Below are 20,130 nucleotides of genomic sequence, written 5' to 3'. Positions count from 1 at the left end.
ACACTATGTTCTCATAAAAAAACTTCTAGACAGTTATAACTAATCACCTAAACTCAGATATAACAGTACTTTAAAAAGAACGTCATCCTAATTGGGATCACCATATCATTTTGATGAATTTGTACGCTAAGAAATTTATAAATGAAGAAATCATTTATGTAAAATTAAACAAATGTTTGTTTAATTATTTTAGTTATGGATCAATTTGTGAGATATGAGTATGGTTGTTTGAGTTGCGGGGTTCAATTGTCTGCTTAGTTAATTTCTCATTTATTATATAAATCTTATATAGCAAAGAAAAAAGCATCCGCTACGGATGCTTCCTCTAAAAATTTATAATATGTGATTTTAAATATTCTATTTTTTTTGGTCATGGATTGTCCCATCTTTTTCTAGAATATCCGCATCAACAAATAACGAAAATTTAGGTTGTACCGTGGGTACCATCTTACCGTTAATAAGATAATAGTAGGTTGATAGTGCTTGCATATGAAAATTTTTTCCTTTTTCATACCGATCACATACTTTTTTTAGAGTAATAGCATCAGTATGTCCAAGATGTAGAGATTTTTTGCAATTCCCATAAAATTTTTCGCACCAGAACTTTTAATTATACATCAATATTTAATTTTCTTTTATAGATAAAATAAATCCCTAATAACCCAAAAATAGATAAATATTTCCATATATACATAATATTACATTTTTAAATAATCTCATTATACTACTAAAAAATACAAAAAATTATCTATATTTAGTCAAAATGTATCTAGTCTTCTATTTAAGATATAAGTTTTTTAGCCAAACTAGATTATTAGAATCGACACTTTTGTGTACATTTATATTACTTATGATTTACCGTTAATTCCCAACTTACAAAAATGGTATATATTTATTAATTTTAACTCGATTTTACGTAGTTTATGAGAAGAAATATATTATTTTTGAAGGTACAATTAATAGTTAATTTGGTGAATTATAACATATATTATCTTTAAATAATACCCAGTTGAAAAAACAATGGATCAATTGTGACATAATTGTTAGATTTAGGAATATCAGAATACATTCTATATATAAATAGAAAGGTGATCGTGTACGGATAAAATATAAGGGGGATTTATATTATGTTTTCAAAAAACAAAATTTAGTAACAATGGTAGCCACTTTAACACTAGGATGTGGATTAGCTTTTGGATTAACTCCTATTTCGGCAGATTCTATAAGTAACCCTACTCCTATTAACGAAGAACAAATACGAATACAGATACCTTTCACTGGATATGTTATTTCAGCAGATGATAATTATTTAGTTGTAGCTGACACTAACACAAAAGTGGAGGCACTCTCTTATCAAAATAATTGGTGGGAATTAGCCTCTCAAAATAAAATCTTACGTGTCCCTATTACTAGCAAAGATAACTACAGCGTAGGTGAAAAACTAAACATATTTTCCGTAGGATGGACTCACTCTATTCCACCAATTGCTGCTATGCCTGTTATCGAAAAAATAATTGAATAAATTATATATTTTTTATAAAAGAAGATAGCCATTATTTGTAATACTGAAACTAAGATAATTAAATAAACATCATTATTACTACACGACGACACATGTTGTTTAACAATGTAGTTTTAAGGCGTATCAACACTTTGCATGATACGCCTATTTTTCATGGTTTTTCCTTCGTTTTATCACTACATTTTGTAGATTTATCAAAACTTTTATCGCTACATTTGAGTTTTTTTCATCACTTTTAAATAGCCAGTTTAAGAGAGGCAATTGATTGCTTAGTTGAAATTCATGTTTGTATTTGTGTCAAAATAAAGCTCCTTCAATACTTCCTTTTTATAGATGCGTTTAATACACCTAATTTTAAAAAGATTTTATATACCATGCATTCATAGTGGAGTGTTCAGAACCTGGTAGGGGGGCATTTAAAAGTATAAATCCAAATTTTTCATATAATAGACATGCAGTTTTTAATTCATGCATTGTTTCTAAATAGCACTTTTCATAATGTTTAGAGGCAAATGACAAAGCTGTTTCCATTAGTTTCTTGGAAAACCCTAGACCTTGTGCTTTTGGACTTAAGTATAGCTTTTGTAATTCGCAAACTTTATCATATTCGTTAAACGGTGCTATACCAATTCCACCAACAACTTCTCCTTCCATTTCTACTACCCAATAGTTCGCATGTTTTAGATTATTATAATATTGATGTAGGTCATTAAGTTGAGGGTCAAAATAAGCTGTTCCAGGAAGCGCTAATCCAAGTGATTTTAATGAGTCTTGTATAATTTCTTTTACTTTTGCATTGTCTTCTTTTTTCATTTTTCGAATAATCATATACGATCTCCTTCAATTAGGTTTTAATAAAGATTGCGACAGATTTTTGAAAATGGCATCCTTAAAACATTGACTAAATCCACATTTTAAGGGTACAGTTATATTAATATTAAACGTGGACTTAGTCAACTAAAGGAGGATCTATGGATAAAAAAATTACTTATGACATCAGACAATTCAACCGTTTTTATACAAAGGTACTTGGTCTATTTAATAACCAGATTCTAGATACAGATTATTCATTAACCGAAACACGAATACTATTTGAAATAAGCGAAAGAACAGAGTGTATTGCGAATAATCTTGTGCAAGAACTTAATATTGATAGAAGCTATATGAGCAGAATTTTACGTAGATTTGAGAAGGAAGGATTAATAGAGAAAAGAAGCTCAATAAAAGACAGCAGAAAAAACTTTCTCTTTTTGACAAAAAAAGGAGAGGAACTACTAGATATAATTCATATTCAGTCAGATGAACAAATAAATCAATTGTTTAACGGACTAAGTGATAGTGAGATTAATGAAATTCGTATTTCCATGATGATAATAAAAGAAAAATTGGATAAAAATATTAAACAAAAATAGATGTGTCAATCCTTAGAACATTAGCTATAACTTGTTTTTTTGAATAGGTATAAATATATAAAATATCTAATGTGCCTATAGAATTCATCATACATCATTATCAATAGTTAACTCTTTTTTAATAATAAAAAAGATGTCCAAAAAAAATTATATTTTTTAGACATCTTTTTAATCTATTTTATTAATAATCCCGTAGAAGTAACTTGATATGTTCTTTTCTTACCCATAAATTCCTGTTTACTATTCTCAAGATTAATTAGTAAAGCTCTTGTCTTTTCCTTTTGTGCTTCTCCTTCTATATGGGTAAATTCTATATAGTCTCCTATTTTTACTGGAACAGTTTGAATTTCAGCGGCTTGTTGTCTATTTCCTACAATTTCTTTATTGTACAAAATATTGCCCGATGAGTTTTGAACTTTAATGCTTGCATACGTACTAGTAAAATAGGAGTGTGGTATACCGGCTTCTAATTTGATCTGCATTTTTTCTGTTGCTTTGTTATACTCTACTTTTGCGATTTCTCGATCATTATATCCCTTTAAAGACCATGCAAATTGATTTCCATCTAAAACTGTTGCTTCTGGCATTTTTTCTACTTTCTTCAGACCTTCTTTTGTAACTTCGTATATGGCTTTTTTTCCAAAGCTCTCTTGCTTACTATTATCGACATTTGTGAAAGTAGCTCTATGCACACCTTCTAAATGTGTTAACTCGATATAATCTCCTACTTTGACTGGTACCTTTTGTGATTCAGCATTTTGCTGTTTGTTTCCATAAATGTCTTTATTGTATACTACTTTCCCCGATGCATTTTGTACTTTAATACTCGCGTATGTTTCATTAAAATAATGATGCGGTATGCCTGCTTTTAAGTCGATTTGCATTTCTTCTTTGGACTTATTGAAATTGATTTTAGCAAACTCGAAATCACTGATTCCTTTTAGCGACCATGCAAATTGATTTCCATCCAAAATTGTTGCTTCTGGCATTTTTTCTACTTTCTTCAAACCTTCTTTTGTAATTTCGTATATGGCTTTTTTTCCAAAGCTCTCTTGTTTACTATTATCAACATTTGTGAGAGTAGCTCTATGCACACCTTCTAGATGTGTTAACTCGATATAATCTCCTACTTTGACTGGAACCTTTTGCGATTCAGCATTTTGTTGTTTGTTTCCATAAATGTCTTTATTGTATACTACTTTCCCTGATGCATTTTGTACTTTAATACTCGCGTATGTTTCATTAAAATAATGATGTGGTATGCCTGCCTTTAAATCAACTTGCACTTCTTCTGTCGACTTATTGAGATTGATTTTAGCAAACTCGAAATCGCTAATTCCTTTTAGTGACCATACAAACTGCTTTCCTTCTAAAATATTAGAAGAGTTCGGTATATCTGGATTAAAACCTAAGTTATCTAATATAGATTTTAGATCAGGTAAAACACCTATTCTATCATTCCATGGATCTTGAGATTTTGTTCCTGTATTTGGATTACTTAAGATATTTCTTAATTCGGCTGGTGTATAAGGAGAACCTCGGTGTTCTTTAGCAATACCTTGAATCGAAGTTGCTGCCCCAGCAATAATTGGTGAAGCACTTGATGTTCCACTAAATGTTGATGTATATAAATTTGTATTATTTTGACTTGGATTTGCAGATGTTGTATCAACATTTTCTCCCCATCCATATACATCTAATCGGCTTCCATAATTTGAAAACCATAAACGTTTATGTGGAACAGTTGATGATCCCGCCCCAACCATAATAGCACCTGAATCCTTAAAGTCTGGACTATTTCGATTTAAGATTTTTTTTCCATTACGATCTTTAAAATTATCTAAGTCGTTTGAACCATTTGCGCCAGCTTCTATAATAATAATCCCTTTATCTGTACCAACACGAATCGCATCAAAAATATCTGGATGTACTTCTACAGGTAAATATTTCTCCCCATACCCATCATACGAAGCTTGTGCCTCTAATAAAAGAATATCCCCTGCTTGTAAATTATGTACAGCACTTAAAATGGCATCCGCTGTATTATAAATTCCATTATCCCTGATTTGGGATATTACTTTTACATTTGCTCTTGGTGCAATTCCAATATTTCCAATTTGATTATCTTCGGATGAAACAATTCCTAATACAGAAGTACCATGAGCTCTATGCTGACTTATATTTTGTCCAGACATAAGCTTTATATTTTTATTGACTAAATCCTCATGGTTCAATAACCATCCATATTCCATATCCACAAAAGTAGTACCCTTTCCGTCACCACCTTTAATGCTCCAAGCATGCGAGGCATTAATTCCCTTTGGTGCTGCTTCAAGATATCCTTGATTTTTAAATCTAGGATCATCGTACGGATTAACAGATAAATCTGGTAACTGTTGTATTTCAGGGGGTGTCAAAATTTGTTTTTCTTGTATATAAGCTTCCTCTACAAGAGGTGATGTTTCAAATTTTTTCAGTAATAATTCTATTTCTATGTTATTAGGAGCTTGTACAATATAATAATTTAATAGATTGTTAGCTGATTGATTAGCAAATGATTTAGAGTGTAATGATAACTTTTCAATCTCTATCGGATTTACAGATGAGAACAGGCGATTTAAAGTAAGTTCCGTATTTTCGGAAAATAACTTCTTTAAATTGTTATCATAATTCCCATTTTTTATTCGTTTCTCAATACCATCTTCATAAGGTAAGTCAATTTCATTTTTAAACTTTACAATTAATTGTTCTTCCTGTGAATCTCTTTTATTAGAATCTGTTTCTTTGTATGTGACATTATAAGATTCCGCGTAAACTTTATTATGAATTCTATCATTTTGTAGTATTAGATCTGTTCCTACAAATGTTGTCATTGCAATTGATGAAATTAGAAACCCTTTAAATATGTTCATACTATACCCGCCAATCTATTTTCTCTTGAGCATTTTTTAATGCGTATAATAGTTAAGATTTATATATATTATATAAATCAATAATTTAAGTTTTGTAGTGAAATCTATGACTTTATTAATAATCCCATAGAGGTAACCTGATATATTCTTTTCTTTCCTATATATTCCTGTTTACTATTCTCAAGATTAGTAAGTGTGGCGCGTGTCTTTTCCTTTTGTGCTTCTCCCTCTATATGAGTAAACTCAATATAATCCCCTACTTTGACTGGAACGGTTTGGCTTTCAGCAGCTTGTTGTCTATTTCCTTCAATTGCTTTATTGTACAAAATATTGCCCGATGAGTTTTGAACTTTAATGCTTGCATACGTATCAGTAAAATAGGAATGGGGTACTCCCGCTTCTAATTTAATCTGCATTTTTTCTGTTGCTTTGTTATAATCTACTTTTGCGATTTCTCGATCATTATATCCCTTTAAAGACCATGCAAATTGATTTCCATCTAAAACTGTTGTTTCTGGCATTTTCTCTACTTTCTTCAGGCCTTCTTTTGTAACTTGATACCTTGCTGTCTTTCCAATGGTTTCATTTTTTTTATTTTTAAGGTTAGTTAAAGTTGCTCGCGTTTTCTCCTTTGTTGCTTCTCCTTCTATATGGGTAAATTCAATGTAATCCCCTACCTTGACGGGCACAGTTTGGCTTTCAGCATTTTGTTGTTTATTTCCCACGATTTCTTTATTGTACAGAACATTTCCAGAAGAATTCTGGACCTTAATACTCGCATACGTACTAGCAAAGTAGGAATGTGGTACACCTGCTTCTAGTTTTATCTTCATCTCTTCTGCCGTTTTATCGTAATCTACTTTTGCAATTTCTCTATCACTATATCCTTTTAATGACCATGCAAATTGATTTCCATCTAAAATTGTTGCTTCTGGCATTTTTTCTACTTTCTTGAGACCTTCTTTTGTAACTTCGTATATGGCTTTTTTTCCAAAGCTCTCTTGCTTACTATTATCGACATTTGTGAAAGTAGCTCTATGCACACCTTCTAAATGTGTTAACTCGATATAATCTCCTACTTTGACTGGTACCTTTTGTGATTCAGCATTTTGCTGTTTGTTTCCATAAATCTCTTTGTTATAGATCACTTTACCTGATGTATTTTGCACTTTAATACTTGCATATGTACTATTAAAGTAGTCATGTGGTACACCTGCTTTTAGATCAATTTGCATTTCTTCTGTTGATTTATTTAAATTTACTTTCGCAAATTCAAAGTCTCCAATCCCTTTCAGCGACCATGCAAATTCGTTACCTTCAAAAATGTTTGGAGATTCATTTTTGATTTGTACCTTTTTCTCAACAGTTTGATCAAATAAATCCGTTAATACAATTTTTGCATAAGCATTTGTTGATAATGATATAGATTGACTGATCCCATTTTGATAAGATTTAATATCATCAATTACGTTAATAGGTTGGCCCGTCATATTTTCATTGTTATAAATTTCAATTTTCCCCTTAAATTGCGGTGTACTATTTTCTTTTAGTTTCCAAGATACATTTAATTTTTCATTTTCATAATATATAGATTGGATATCAAAATCTAGTTTTCCTATTTCAGGTTGAGTAGGTTGATTTAGCGTGAATATTTTTCCTGATCCAATGGTAGACTGCGTATTACCTCCTGCTTTGACCCATACATATTCTGAAGTGGCTCCTCCATCATATTGATAAGCATTATCATGCGTCCCTGAAATATTTTGATTATTCCATGAATTCCATTGTTTATCTACTAACTTTCGGCTATAACCATTTTTCAGGCGCGCTTCTCGAACATTCTGTCCACTATCAGCCCAGTCTTCTTGAAACATTCCTAATCCATGATTAAATGCAACATTAGCAACAGGAAAATCCATAATTGCAATTTGATGCCATTTATTATTTGTTACATCTTTCAGCCATTGTCCAAATTTAGTATGACCATTTTCTTGCCATGAACGCATTGTCATTCTGTACCAATTGTAGTCTTTCCAACCATAAGTTGTTTGAACCTTCATTCCTGTTCCTTCTCCTCCAAAGGGTCCAGCTTGCGAATTCGGAGATAAGTATTCGGCCTTTATTGCTTCTTTAGAGGAAATTGGATCCCATAAAGCAAAATGTAAAGTACGTTTTCCATTTTCATCAAACCCACTTTGTTGTTGAAAACCAGCATATCCTCCAGCTTCACCACCTGCATTCCAGTTGTGTACAGCCCAGTACGTATAAGGCGGAGTCTGAACTGGTGACCAGTCTATACTAATAATATCTGAGGCAGGTATATTTTGGGGACTGACATAAACTGCTGGAGCAGCTGAATGTGTTGCAGCTTTAGTGTGCGAAATAGACGTTCCAAACATAGAAAACATGCTACATGCTGCGGTAATTATAATAACTTTATTAAATCTTTTCTTTTCTTTCTGAATAATCACTAATCTTCTTCCTTTTCTAATTTTAATTTTTGAATAATAACTTAATAGAGAAATCTATCAAAATTCAAGCAACATCCAGTAATTCTTTAAAATACTGCCCCAATTTATGTTTTTCTATCTTCACATCTGATTCTTACATATTACTTGATTGTAAGTGGTTTCCATAACGATACTGCAAATATCCAATTCGGGTCACCATTTCCTTGATGATTTTGAACAGCTTCATACACTTTCCCTTGATGTTCTACTTTATCTCCCTTTGTATACGCCTTCTTTGGATCCCATTTCTCATAAGATGTATTTTGATCTTTTGTTTTTACCGGAAGAATGTTACTTTGAATTGATGTATTTCCAGCTGCATCTACGGCCTTCACTGCATATTTATATTCCTTATTAACTGTTAAGTTTTGATCAGTAAACGTCGTTCCTTTTACCGTTTGAATCAATTGTCCATCACGTAATACCTGATATTCTTTTACACCTACATTATCTGTAGAAGGATTCCATTTTAGCTCTATACTGTTAGAAGTAAGGTTGCTTGCATATAATCCTTGTGGCTGTGTGGGAGCTTCTGTATCTGGTTTCGGATTAACAATTTGATTTACTGTTTTCAGGCCATCCTTTGTAACTTCGTATATGGCTTTTTTTCCAAAGCTCTCTTGTTTACTATTATCGACATTCATGAAAGTTGCTCTATGCACACCTTCTAGATGTGTTAACTCAATATAATCTCCTACTTTGACTGGAACTTTTTGCAGTTCAGCATTTTGTTGTTTGTTTCCATAAATGTCTTTCTTATATACTACTTTTCCTGATGCATTTTGTACTTTAATACTCGCATATGTTTCATTAAAATAATGATGCGGTATGCCTTCTTTTAAGTCGATTTGCATTTCTTCTGTCGACTTATTGAAATTGACTTTAGCAAACTCAAAATCGCTAATTCCTTTTAGTGACCATGCAAACTGTTTTCCTTCTAAAATATTATTTCCATTAGGCATATCTGGTTTAATTGGATTAGAATCCGTACCCTTCCAAATTTCTGTTGTTAAAATTGGATATCCTAATGCAGCCACTTTTTGGATGGTATCGTTATTTGGACGTAATCCCCACTTCTCAAAGAAAGGAATCAAATTTTGTTTGGCTACTTTTGATGCTGAAATCATAAATAATTGTTTTTTATTTTCATCAGTTTGTGGAATTTCATTTGAAGGCATGTCTCTATACAATTGATGCAATTTAGGATAGAAATCCTCTCCATATGCTAACTGTAGTTGCCAAAGCATAACAAGCTTAACAAAAACATCACTAATTTCATCATAATTTTTATTCGTTTGTTCTAGATATTGAAACGCTTTTGGATAAATTCCACTTTTCTCTAAATTGGATGGTTGATTAAATGCTTTTTCTACAGAAAGGCTGTATATATTATTTTGTACTTCTGTCATATTATAAAACTTCCAGGGCGATTGTTGTCTCAAATGTCCTGCCTCGTGCCATGGCCCCCAGCCATCTTTTACAAATTTATCAATATCTAACACGTATTGAATTGCATCTCCTACATATGCAGTTCGATAAGAAGTTGCATACATATAATAATCAGGAGAATGATTTTCCTCTACGTAATGAACATAATGTTTATCTACTTGTTCTTCGGATAATCCAGCTACTTTGTCTTGAATTCGAGTAGCTTCATCCATCTTTTTTAAGAGTTGTACAGGATCTGTATTAGAACCCAACAAATATTTCTTAACACGTGCAGGGCTGGCTGTAATTAATACACGTTCTCCTTTTAACTCCACTGCATGTGCATTAGGATATTGGTCCAGCATGTTTATTAGATCTTGTTTCGTATGCTTTCCTAATTCAAAGAAAGGCGTAGTCGTTCCACCTGTTGTGACTGTTGTTCGAATGGTGCCACCTTGTTGTTTATTATAAAAATAAATCATCCCCCCATTTGGAGATTGAATTGTGTTTATACCAGGTTTTAATGTAAATGATTTTATTTTAGAATCTTCTCTCCAAGAAGCATCATACGAATACGTTCCAATATATACCTGAATATCTTGATTACCTTCTACATTAATCGTTATTTGTTCATTTGGTTTTGCATATAAACCAGTGGGTTCATATGGGCTAAATGCCATACTTTTTCTTTCCTGTTGTTTTAGTACCTCGACATCACCTTTCCCTGGGACTGTATACGCTCTATTTTCTGATTTAACTGAATTCTCGCCTTGCAGTGATGCTGATAATTTTTTTGGTTGCTGCATTTCCTCTGCAAAGACATCTGGTGAAGAAGCCATTCCAGAAGCAAGTATAGTTAATGTTGCAGTAGCTACAAGTATTCTTTTGGTTTTATGCTTTGATTTATTCCCCATAGTATCTCCCTCTCATTTCCTTGATAAATTTAAAAGTTTTCATTTCTTTAGCATGTGTTTACGTGCAAAAACAGTTCATGAACTTGTATTTATTACTTTTTACATAGCCCTCCCTTTACTCTGTTTATAATTATATTTAGATGTTATTTTATGACACATATAAATACAACTTTATAAAATATCTATCAAAAACGTGTATTTATGTTTTAATCTAGTATTCCTAACTGTCTTACAAATCAAATAAATTACACAAAGGTAGTCATTTCGTGTGAATAATACATTAAATCTAATTAATTAAAGAGTAATAATTCACAAAAAATTAATATTATGTAAAATTCAAGAAAGTAAATAGCTATAGGCGGATTTGTCATATATACATTGACACCGCTAAGTCAGTTACTACCATCAGAATACTTCATTCTTTTTTCTCTTATAGCTTAAGTTTTTAAGTTATTGGGAGATAAAAGCGTCATCTTTTCCTAGGATTCCACAGAAAAGGTATCGTAGTTTTTATCATTTTAGCCAAGAAGACTCCTTCCTCAAGGAACGTGAAATGAGTAGGTGGGAGATGAATTGGCTTCGGACAAGGGATGGCAGGAAGTCATCTTAATTGTTCGACATACTTACATTGTTACTTCAATATCATTCGAATGTACGTTTGTTGTATAATAGGTACATATCAAAATGGGTGTGAAAGGAATGATGATCAATAAAGCATATAAATTTCGTATCTATCCAAATAAAGCACAAGCAACCTTAATCATTCATTAGTTAGCTACTGAAAATACTTTGTTTCAATTGTATGATTAGGGTGTATGATAATAAGTTTAAAAATTATAGAAAAAACCCCGATTTGATTATGTTTCAAAATAAAAGTAAGCCTATAACTCAAAATTACATGTATCTTGGCAGTACCCCTATATTTACCTTTAACAGTAAAATTTTTTCATTTGTAAGTTTCTTCAAAATTCCCCCACCACTTAACAAGCCTAATTATTATTTGTTTTTCTTTATAACCTGATTCCATGATATACTCATAATGAGTCGGGGAATCACTCTCCCCTCTATGTACTTATATTTTATCTATTCATTTTGGCGTTTAGACCTTTAAAGCTAAGCGTCCTTTTTCTTTTTTACCCTATAATTCAGTATCTCGTACTAAATTATTTGCTAATCTTCTCAAAACAAACAATACAGTATCTATTTAGCGGATTAATTCAACATAAGATTATATGTAGACTATTAATTAGGTATTTAGTTTTTTATTAAACATTATGATACGTGAAATTTTATATTTCCCCTATAAAAAAAAAGCCCCTTGAAAGGAGCATTTATTTTACAAGATACTGTTCTATTTCTTTTAGTAATAATTCTGCACCTTCTGGACTTAATGTTATCTTACCATTTGCTAATGCTATGTTATGATTTAACACTTCTCCTGTTAATGCACAAACACCACCAGGCTGATACTTCTGTAAAACAATGTCTTCCCCTTCTACAAAAATCTCTAATGGTGATTTTTCTTTAATACCAAGCGTATTTCTAAGTTCCTTTGGAATTACTACACGCCCTAATTCATCTACTTTTCTAGTTACTCCGGTTGCTTTCATCTAGTCTCTTTCCCCATTTCATTATCAATTTGTACCTAAGTTATTATTAACTATTGTAACAGGCTTTCGCCATAAAGAGGTATTACCACATTACTATAAACCTAACAGAACAGGTTACCCCAAAAAAGCCAAAAATGAAATTTTGTGCTATAAAAATTTTTTCTATTTAGAGTGTACCTTAAAATATTAGCTTAATGGGCATGTGGTGCTATCGCAGTAGGCGATTCAAGCAAAGCATTATTACAAAAATGTACAGTATTTTTACGGTGCAAACAATTCTTAATGCGGGTTTTATGTTAGTACGTTGGCTGTACCCTATATCACCTATAAAAAAAGAATTTTTTGACAATTAATCCTATCATTGTTATTATTAATATAATTTTTAACTTTATTAAATAAAAGGTGGGATTCTATGATAAAAAAAGAAAACAGTGTATTCTATATCTCCATCTTGCTTACAACCTTATTTATTATATGGGGTATAATTCCAGCAAGTTGGATACAAAGCTATGATTTACAAAGTGTTACCTCTTCTTTAAACGCATTTATTCTCAATAAATTTGGATGGTTTTACTCTCTACTTATGACCACAATGATTATTTTAGCTGGTTATTTAGCATCTTCAAAGTATGGCTCCATTCGTCTTGGTAAAGATGATGAAAAACCGCAATATAGTTACCTCTCTTGGCTTTCCATGTTATTTGGAGCAGGAATGGGCATCGGACTTCTCTTTTATGGAATTACTGAACCCATTTCACACTTTGGAGCACCGCTTACCGGTGAACCTGGATCTGAGGAAAGCGCAAAACTTGCTATGCAATATTCATTTTTCCACTGGGGTCTTTTCCCTTGGTCACTTTATGCAATGGTCGCTCTAACAATTGCATATTTTACATTCCGAAAACAAAAAGGTAGCACAATTGGCGCTACAGTTACTCCATTATTTAATCGATCGAAACATTCTCCTATTGGAAAAACAGTAGATATTTTGGCTGTTTTAGCAACTGTATTTGGAATCGTACCATCCGTAGGCATCGGTGCACAACAAATCGCTGGAGGATTAAGCTATTTATTCCCTTCTATTAATAACACAATTGGTACACAACTCGTACTTATTGCCATTTTCACTGTACTCTATTTAACAAGTGCACAAACTGGCTTAGATCGTGGGATTAAATATTTGAGTAACTTAAACTTCTCACTCGCTGGAATATTACTCGTTTCCTTTTTAATTTTAGGGCCAACTGTCTTTATCATGAAGTATTTTACTTCCACACTGGGCTCTTATATTGGAGCATTACCAAGCATGGGATTAAATTTAGGTGCTTTTAGCAAAGAATCTTCTTCTTGGATTGAAAATTGGACTATTTTTTACTGGGGTTGGTGGATTTCTTGGTCTCCATTCGTCGGTACATTCATTGCCCGTGTTTCTCGCGGGCGTACAATTCGTGAATTTATTATCGGCGTCGTATTAATCCCAACATTCATTTGTACATTTTGGTTCGCTGTTTTTGGTGGTACAGCTATTCATATGGAAATGTTCCAATCACTTGGAATTGCTGATGAAATTGCGAAAAATGGTACCGAAATTGGTTTATTCACTGTCATTTCGCATTTACCATTCTCAACATTTTTGACCATTATTGGACTAACTTTAGTCGCAACATTCTTCGTTACCTCTGCTGACTCCGCAACATTTGTTGTTGCTATGCAAACAAGCAATGGTAACTTATCACCGAAAAACAGTTTGAAGCTTATTTGGGGTTTAACAATTGCAGCTATTGCAGCCATTCTCTTGCAAGCAGGTGGGTTAAATGCACTGCAAATTGCAGCGATCATAGCAGCTTTACCATTCTCTATTGTAGTCGTTCTTATGGTCACGTCGCTCTTTAAAGAATTACGACAAGAGAATATCATTACTCAAACGAAACAATCACCGCAAAAAATTAAAAAAGTTATATAATAGAAAAGCACCTCTTCTTTGCTAGAGAGGTGCTTTTCTATTATTTAACCTTACTGTATGGGGGTACCGCCACACATCTATCAACTTAAGAATTTGATAGTTCCTCAAAACGAAGAAATTTTTTATTTCGGAGACTCTTTAAAATATTTGCTTGATAAACATGTGGTGATACCCTTTTATGAACTAACATTAACAATGTGTCCACTTTCACCTTTCATTTAGTTCTAATTCTTTTGATTTCATTTAACTATTCTTTATCTTTTTCTGAAGCTTTTTCTATTTTATACATTTTAAAACTATCCCTTATCTCAAAAAAGCTTACCAAGAGAAGAAATTACCTTCCCTTGATAAAGCTTTAACTTTGTCTAACCTTCTTTTACAAACCCTTTATATTCCACTCTAAAAATTACAGGCATTGTATTTCACGAAAAATATATTGTTATGACTACTGTTATTCTTCTCTAATTACATCTATAACATTATCCTTTTGAATTTTCCGAAGTGGTATTAGTACCGCTACATAACTAATCAACAGTGCAGTTATAAATGTGGTAAAGATAGATTGATAAGGAATAATCAATTCAAAAGACACCATATTCGAAAGCGCTATATAAAGAATATATGAAAGCATACAGCCGAAAAAGATTCCTTGTATACTTCCAAAGAGACCGTACAGGAGCCCTTCATAAGTAATCATCTTTTTTAAATTCTTTTGCGACATACCAATCGATTTTAAAGCAGCTAGTTCTTTTCTTCTCATAATGATGCTGACTGTAATGGTATTTAAAATATTCACACAACCAATCAGTGTAATAACAGCTATAAATCCGTACCCTAATATTTTTATATAAAGTACATTGTCTGTATGAAAATTACTTTGAACAATATTATTTTGTACATCTATAGATGCATCTCCACCCAGTTTCTTTTGTATATCTAAAATTGTAGCATCAGCCTGAGATTGATTCTCTAAATCAATTTCAAAACCTGATAATTTTTGTGGAGATGGTGTAATATATTCAGCTATTTGTTCACTAGTAATAAAAGTTATGGTATCCATCACTCTGCTCATATTAAAAATATCCAATTCTACAATTGCAGCTATTTTTAAAGTTTCCAGTTTTTCTTCATTGTAGGAGATTTCCTCTGTAGATTTTCTTTCCTGCTGACTTGTTATTTGGATTTCATCCCCTACCTGAAAAGTGCTTAGAGAACCTATATATTTTTTACTTGTATTCATATCATTCGTTGCAGCTTGTTTTACTAAAATAACCTCTTTTTCACGATTTAATTTTGAAATATCAATTCTTCCACTAGTTACATTTTCAGCTAGTTTCTTTAAACTATTCTCATCGTATGCTTTTATTTGTGTTTTCATAATTTCTACAGTTTGATTATTATATTTTACTTTTTGATACAGCGATTCATTTCCTTGTAATTCTTTAATTTGTTTATTTTTTGGTACTTTCGTATAAAAATCATTTGCCTGATATTGCTTGTACAGCTTCTCTACATTATTGACTTTATAAATATTTCGACTCATACGATCTATGCTAGGCTTGTCTAAATTTGAATTAAGCGTAACTGATATGTCCGATTTTAGAGCTTGAATTTCCGGTTGTTTACGCTGAATGACAGTATCTATGAGAAACGTAAACGTAATATACAGTACACTACTTATAATAATAGACAAGATTGTAACTGTATATCTATTGGGATTCCTTTGGATATTTTTTAATGCCATACTTAAGGGAAAAGATAGTGGTTTCTTTAACTTTGTTCTCTTTTTTTTCTTTATTTTTTCTTTTTTTATAGCTAATCGGCTACTTACGGCCAGTAACGGTGAAATTCTACCTGCAAAAAAAGCAGGAAAATAGCTTGAAATATAGACAGTTATCAATGTAATTAGAGAACTTACACATATAATTAACCAATCTAATTTAATTGTATATCCCATAGAGTTTTTAAGTACGTTTATCAGTACTTGATTAAGTAAAAAGACTACTAATATACTGCACATAATCCCAAAAAAGATAGCAATAATTGAAAGAATTGTTGCTTCCCTTATCACAATTTTTCTGATTTGTTTTTTTGTAGCTCCTATACTCCTCAATAGCCCAAACTGTTTCATTCGCTCTACTATACTAATTTGAAATGCATTGTAAATAATAACAATCGTAGAAATCACAACAATCCCAATACTAATAGCGGCTGCCATCATTATCTCAACACTAGGCTTTAAGGCTCTCTTTAATCCGTCATTCACTCTTATATTTTCTTTATTCGTTAATAATTTAAATTGATTTTCAACTTCATCAAAGTTTGCGTACTTATGCAATTCAATCAATACGCTACCTTCTCCAACTTTAAACTTATTTTTATATGTCAATAATTGACCTGTTTTATTTTCCTGAGTACTATTAGACTTATTTAGCAAACCAACAAGTTTATATTTTTTATCATGAATAGTAAACATACCGCCTAATTTAAGATTGGGCCCGAAGTAAGGTAGCATCCATTTTTCCAAAACAGCCTCGTTTTCATTTGAAGGTAGCTTACCTTGTACTGGCATACTAGAATTTAACAGCTTTAATGCTTGTTGGTCTGCATACATATAAGAGACAGCTATTTCATCAACATTGAGCGTCTCTCCTGGAGTTATGATGCCATAAGAAGATATATTCGGATTACTTTTTATCATATTGAAAAGCTTTTGATTATAATTTTCAACTGAAATATTTGCGGAACCCATAGAACCTTTTTTGGCATTTTCAATTCCCGAAGTGTATCCGCTATTAAAAAACAATCCAATCGTTGTTATTAGCGCCAATGCTAAAATAATGCCTGTTAATGTTAGCAGAGTACGTTTTATATTACTTCTGAGATATTTTTGACTTAACTGTTTGTAACTACGAATCAATACTCCTCCCCTCCACATTTTGCTTGATTTTGCAATAATTGTTCATCTGAAATAATCATGCCATCTGCAATGGTTATAATTCGATCAGAGTTTGATGCGATAGCAGGGTCATGGGTAATTAAAATCACCGTCTGATTATATTTTTTAGCTGTTACTTTTAATAAATTCAGAACTTCTTTTGTATTTTTTGTATCTAGATTTCCGGTTGGTTCATCTGCTAAGATGATATCGGGTTTATTTATAAGAGATCTACCAATAGATACCCTTTGTTGTTGACCACCCGATAATTCAGAAGGCAAATGATCTCGTCTTTCATTTAACCCTAGAGTTCGTATAATTTCATCCAGGTAATGATCATCTACCTGTTCCTCGTCCAGTAGAGCTGGCAAAGCAATATTTTCTTGTACATTCAAGACAGGTATCAAATTAAAAAACTGAAATATAAAGCCAACTTTTCTTCGGCGAAAAATAGAAAGTTCATTATCTTTATAATTATAGATATTTTCACCACCTATAAACACATTTCCTGAACTCGGACGATCCAACCCTCCTAAAATATGTAATAATGTACTTTTACCAGAACCTGACGCTCCAACTATGGTTACGAATTCTCCCCTATGAATGGAAAGATTAATTCCTATTAACGCCTGTACTCGCGTTTCTCCCTCTCCATATGTTTTTTCTACATTTTCTAATCTAACAACCTCCATACAACTCATCCTTTTCACAGATTAATTTTGAATCTCTACAAAATAGATTTTATCCCTATCGTATTCACTATTCTTGTCTTTCACTTCATACACTTTTGAAATGTTTTCGATCACCTTATTTACCTTGTTTTTATTTTTATAATCAAAATTTTCTTTTGCAAACTGAATTAACGAAAGGTTTACTTCTTTTTCTTTTAATTGTTTATATGTGTCCTCATTAACAATTACTATCGGTGATGAAAAATAGCCAATCCAATTATTTTGTTCAATATGTTGAACAGGTATCATTTGTCCATTTAAATTTAAATTTCCATCCTTAACTTCCTCATCTTCCGCTTTTTTTCTATAAAATAAATTTTTTTCACTCGCTAATTCTTTTATTTCTTTTACCGGGGTTGAAGTTATTGAACTATCTTCTTTAGATAAGGGTGTTCTTACAATTCCTTTTTTCAAGAATTTTTCTGCTGTAGATTTTGTAATAACCGCGTATTGTTTCTTTCTAACAGATGATTTATCAAGTTCTTTGTCCATCTCTTCTTCAGTCATATTTTCCCCTTTTTCTTTCCATTCTTTCTTAATATCTTCTTTCTGTTCGGTAGTGAGTTCTTGTTTTATTATTTCTTTGACCAATTTATAACTATAATCTGCTGTTCGTACGTTTTGATCTTTATACAGATTTTTAACAGCAGATATATTTTCTTTCGTTCCAGATACCATGATACCGTTTACCGGTTGTGAGGGACCATTTATATAACGATTTACAGCAAACCCTATACCTATAAAAATTGCTGTTACTGCTAGAAATCCTATTACCTTTTTCATTTTCTTCCTCCTCATATACTATGTTTAATCTGGGATTAGAACAGTGGTTTTCTTCTTTAAATAAAACAGTGACTAAAATGCTACAAGTCTTAATAAAGAATGATTACCTCCAGTATAGACGTCTTTAATTGCTAATTGAATAACTCTTGTCTTACTATATATACTTTAATCTTACAGTTTAGTAAGATTACTAAATCTAACTTTTTATATACTCGTAACTCTGCTCAAGATATATTTTAAAATTGTACACTTAAATGGCTTTTATACACTTATTTAAGTACACACATACTTTTCAAATTCTCGAAAATCCGCTCCCATTCAGCTCTTATTCTCAATGAGCTGTTTTTTTAATTCATTTACATAATTAATGCGAATCCAATTTTCATTTAACATTTTTGTATAAGTTAAGTTAACTTAAATAAAACATTACTGATTTTATAAAAACGGACAATTTCAACAAGATTCTATTACAAGGTTTTTCAAAATATAAGCAAGAACACGTATGAATTACGTGAATATTCTGCTTTAAATAATTGTTGTATCTCATTATGTGTTGAAAAGCTGAAAGGCGATTTGGGTATTATGCTTATACTCAGAAAAGCCTCTAAAAGTCCATTTCCATACTAAACTATTTTAAATTAGCCAATCAACGTGTAAAATAACTGTCATAATCTAAAATACTGCCATAATCAAAGACAAATGAGGAGAGATACTGTGGATAGAGTATTATTCGTTGAAGACGATAACGATCTAGGAATGGCTATTGAGTTTACTCTAAAAGGAGAAGGACTTGAGGTTATAAGAGTTTCTACTGTACAAGATGCAAAAGACCAATACGAAAATAATAAATTTGACTTAGCCATATTAGATGTTGGACTCCCAGATGGAAATGGGTATGATTTATGTACCTATCTTAAAAGAAAAGGTGATATACCTATTATTTTTCTCACAGCACTAGATGAGGAGGCAAATGTAGTAATGGGCCTTGAAATTGGTGGAGATGATTATATAACAAAACCCTTCAGGGTAAAAGAGCTATTATCTAGAGTAAAGGTACAATTAAGAAAAAAAATTAAAACAGCTTCTAATACTATATTGAGGTCTGGAAATATACAGCTTGAAGTTGAGGCGGCCAGAGCTTTTAAGCATGAGAAAAGTATAAATTTAACACATTTAGAATACAAACTTTTATTAACGCTAATGCTAAATCCTCATAAAGTGTTACAAAGAAATGAGATATTGAAAAAAATAGTAGATGAAAGTGAAGTGTTTTTCGATGAAAATACTCTTTCTGTTTATGTAAAAAGATTAAGAAGTAAAATTGAGGATACTCCACAAAATCCTAACTGTATAATTACAAAAAGAGGTGTCGGATATTTCTGGAATAAAGACGTCAGTAAGGAGTAA

Annotated in this window: 12 protein-coding genes and 2 pseudogenes; 5 read left to right on the top strand and 9 right to left on the bottom strand. The window is 31.7% G+C overall.

From position 1 onward, the window contains the following. Positions 1-407 precede the first annotated feature (407 nt). A pseudogene (locus ILT06_RS33290) lies at positions 408-512 on the bottom strand (IS6 family transposase); the annotation flags it as partial. Positions 513-1,156: 644 nt separating this feature from the next. Here ILT06_RS33290 and ILT06_RS21105 point away from each other — a divergent pair. Beyond that, positions 1,157-1,522, top strand: a complete 366-nt coding sequence (locus ILT06_RS21105) for a DUF3221 domain-containing protein (protein WP_222655506.1) — start codon at positions 1,157-1,159, stop codon at positions 1,520-1,522. A gap of 354 nt (positions 1,523-1,876) precedes the next feature. Here the strand turns inward: ILT06_RS21105 and ILT06_RS21100 are convergent, their stop codons facing one another. Continuing rightward, positions 1,877-2,350 carry a GNAT family N-acetyltransferase gene (locus tag ILT06_RS21100; RefSeq protein WP_088047596.1) on the bottom strand — a complete coding sequence of 158 codons (474 nt, stop codon included), beginning with the start codon at positions 2,348-2,350 and terminating at the stop codon, positions 1,877-1,879. Between the two features lie 143 nt (positions 2,351-2,493). Between ILT06_RS21100 and ILT06_RS21095 the strand changes: the two genes are divergently transcribed. Then, positions 2,494-2,934 carry a MarR family winged helix-turn-helix transcriptional regulator gene (locus ILT06_RS21095; protein WP_064474305.1) on the top strand — a complete coding sequence of 147 codons (441 nt, stop codon included), beginning with the start codon at positions 2,494-2,496 and terminating at the stop codon, positions 2,932-2,934. Between the two features lie 173 nt (positions 2,935-3,107). On the opposite strand, the gene ILT06_RS21090 is transcribed toward ILT06_RS21095, so the two are convergent. The 3 genes from ILT06_RS21090 to ILT06_RS21080 form a co-directional block, all read right to left on the bottom strand. Next, a complete protein-coding gene (locus tag ILT06_RS21090; RefSeq protein WP_222655505.1) occupies positions 3,108-5,846 on the bottom strand; it encodes a putative mucin/carbohydrate-binding domain-containing protein in 2,739 nt (912 codons plus the stop codon). 104 nt (positions 5,847-5,950) lie between these two features. Continuing rightward, positions 5,951-8,317, bottom strand: coding sequence for a putative mucin/carbohydrate-binding domain-containing protein (locus tag ILT06_RS21085; RefSeq protein WP_222655504.1), 2,367 nt, complete (start codon positions 8,315-8,317; stop codon positions 5,951-5,953). A 140-nt stretch (positions 8,318-8,457) separates the two neighbouring features. Further along, positions 8,458-10,698 (bottom strand): M60 family metallopeptidase, encoded by a 2,241-nt coding sequence (locus tag ILT06_RS21080; protein WP_222655503.1) that lies wholly within the window; start codon positions 10,696-10,698, stop codon positions 8,458-8,460. A 699-nt stretch (positions 10,699-11,397) separates the two neighbouring features. Between ILT06_RS21080 and ILT06_RS21075 the strand changes: the two are divergent. Next, positions 11,398-11,460, top strand: a pseudogene (locus ILT06_RS21075) (helix-turn-helix domain-containing protein); the annotation flags it as partial. A gap of 569 nt (positions 11,461-12,029) precedes the next feature. On the opposite strand, the gene ILT06_RS21070 reads toward ILT06_RS21075, so the two are convergent. Beyond that, positions 12,030-12,308, bottom strand: a complete 279-nt coding sequence (locus ILT06_RS21070; protein ID WP_064474240.1) for an AbrB/MazE/SpoVT family DNA-binding domain-containing protein — start codon at positions 12,306-12,308, stop codon at positions 12,030-12,032. A 412-nt stretch (positions 12,309-12,720) separates the two neighbouring features. Here ILT06_RS21070 and opuD point away from each other — a divergent pair, with 412 nt between their 5' ends. Then, positions 12,721-14,271, top strand: a complete 1,551-nt coding sequence (gene opuD, locus ILT06_RS21065) for a glycine betaine transporter OpuD (RefSeq protein ID WP_222655502.1) — start codon at positions 12,721-12,723, stop codon at positions 14,269-14,271. 451 nt (positions 14,272-14,722) lie between these two features. On the opposite strand, the gene ILT06_RS21060 is transcribed toward opuD, so the two are convergent. Genes ILT06_RS21060 through ILT06_RS21050 form a run of 3 tightly spaced genes read right to left on the bottom strand, consistent with a single transcriptional unit; the run spans position 14,723 to position 18,723 of the window. Beyond that, a complete protein-coding gene (locus ILT06_RS21060) occupies positions 14,723-17,191 on the bottom strand; it encodes an ABC transporter permease (RefSeq protein WP_064474242.1) in 2,469 nt (822 codons plus the stop codon). Continuing rightward, positions 17,188-17,901, bottom strand: coding sequence for an ABC transporter ATP-binding protein (locus ILT06_RS21055; protein WP_064474243.1), 714 nt, complete (start codon positions 17,899-17,901; stop codon positions 17,188-17,190). The genes ILT06_RS21060 and ILT06_RS21055 overlap by 4 nt, the downstream gene beginning before the upstream one ends. A gap of 21 nt (positions 17,902-17,922) precedes the next feature. Continuing rightward, on the bottom strand, positions 17,923-18,723 hold the full coding sequence (locus ILT06_RS21050) for a lipoprotein BA_5634 family protein (protein ID WP_222655501.1): 801 nt from the start codon (positions 18,721-18,723) through the stop codon (positions 17,923-17,925). 714 nt (positions 18,724-19,437) lie between these two features. Here ILT06_RS21050 and ILT06_RS21045 point away from each other — a divergent pair. Further along, the gene (locus tag ILT06_RS21045; RefSeq protein WP_088047590.1) at positions 19,438-20,130 is read left to right on the top strand and encodes a response regulator transcription factor; all 693 of its coding nucleotides are present in this window, start codon (positions 19,438-19,440) and stop codon (positions 20,128-20,130) included.

Source organism: Bacillus sp. 17RED48, from assembly GCF_019837545.1.
GTDB lineage: Bacteria > Bacillota > Bacilli > Bacillales > Bacillaceae_G > Bacillus_A > Bacillus_A wiedmannii.
This window is presented reverse-complemented; position numbering and strand designations above follow the sequence as displayed.

Bases quoted from the DNA above. Each gene is read 5' to 3' on its own strand.
- ILT06_RS21055 (WP_064474243.1), bottom strand. From the start codon at position 17,901: ATGGAGGTTGTTAGATTAGAAAATGTAGAAAAAACATATGGAGAGGGA.
- opuD (WP_222655502.1), top strand. From the start codon at position 12,721: ATGATAAAAAAAGAAAACAGTGTATTCTATATCTCCATCTTGCTTACA.
- ILT06_RS21090 (WP_222655505.1), bottom strand. From the start codon at position 5,846: ATGAACATATTTAAAGGGTTTCTAATTTCATCAATTGCAATGACAACA.
- ILT06_RS21050 (WP_222655501.1), bottom strand. From the start codon at position 18,723: ATGAAAAAGGTAATAGGATTTCTAGCAGTAACAGCAATTTTTATAGGT.
- ILT06_RS21070 (WP_064474240.1), bottom strand. From the start codon at position 12,308: ATGAAAGCAACCGGAGTAACTAGAAAAGTAGATGAATTAGGGCGTGTA.
- ILT06_RS21105 (WP_222655506.1), top strand. From the start codon at position 1,157: ATGGTAGCCACTTTAACACTAGGATGTGGATTAGCTTTTGGATTAACT.
- ILT06_RS21095 (WP_064474305.1), top strand. From the start codon at position 2,494: ATGGATAAAAAAATTACTTATGACATCAGACAATTCAACCGTTTTTAT.
- ILT06_RS21100 (WP_088047596.1), bottom strand. From the start codon at position 2,350: ATGATTATTCGAAAAATGAAAAAAGAAGACAATGCAAAAGTAAAAGAA.
- ILT06_RS21080 (WP_222655503.1), bottom strand. From the start codon at position 10,698: ATGGGGAATAAATCAAAGCATAAAACCAAAAGAATACTTGTAGCTACT.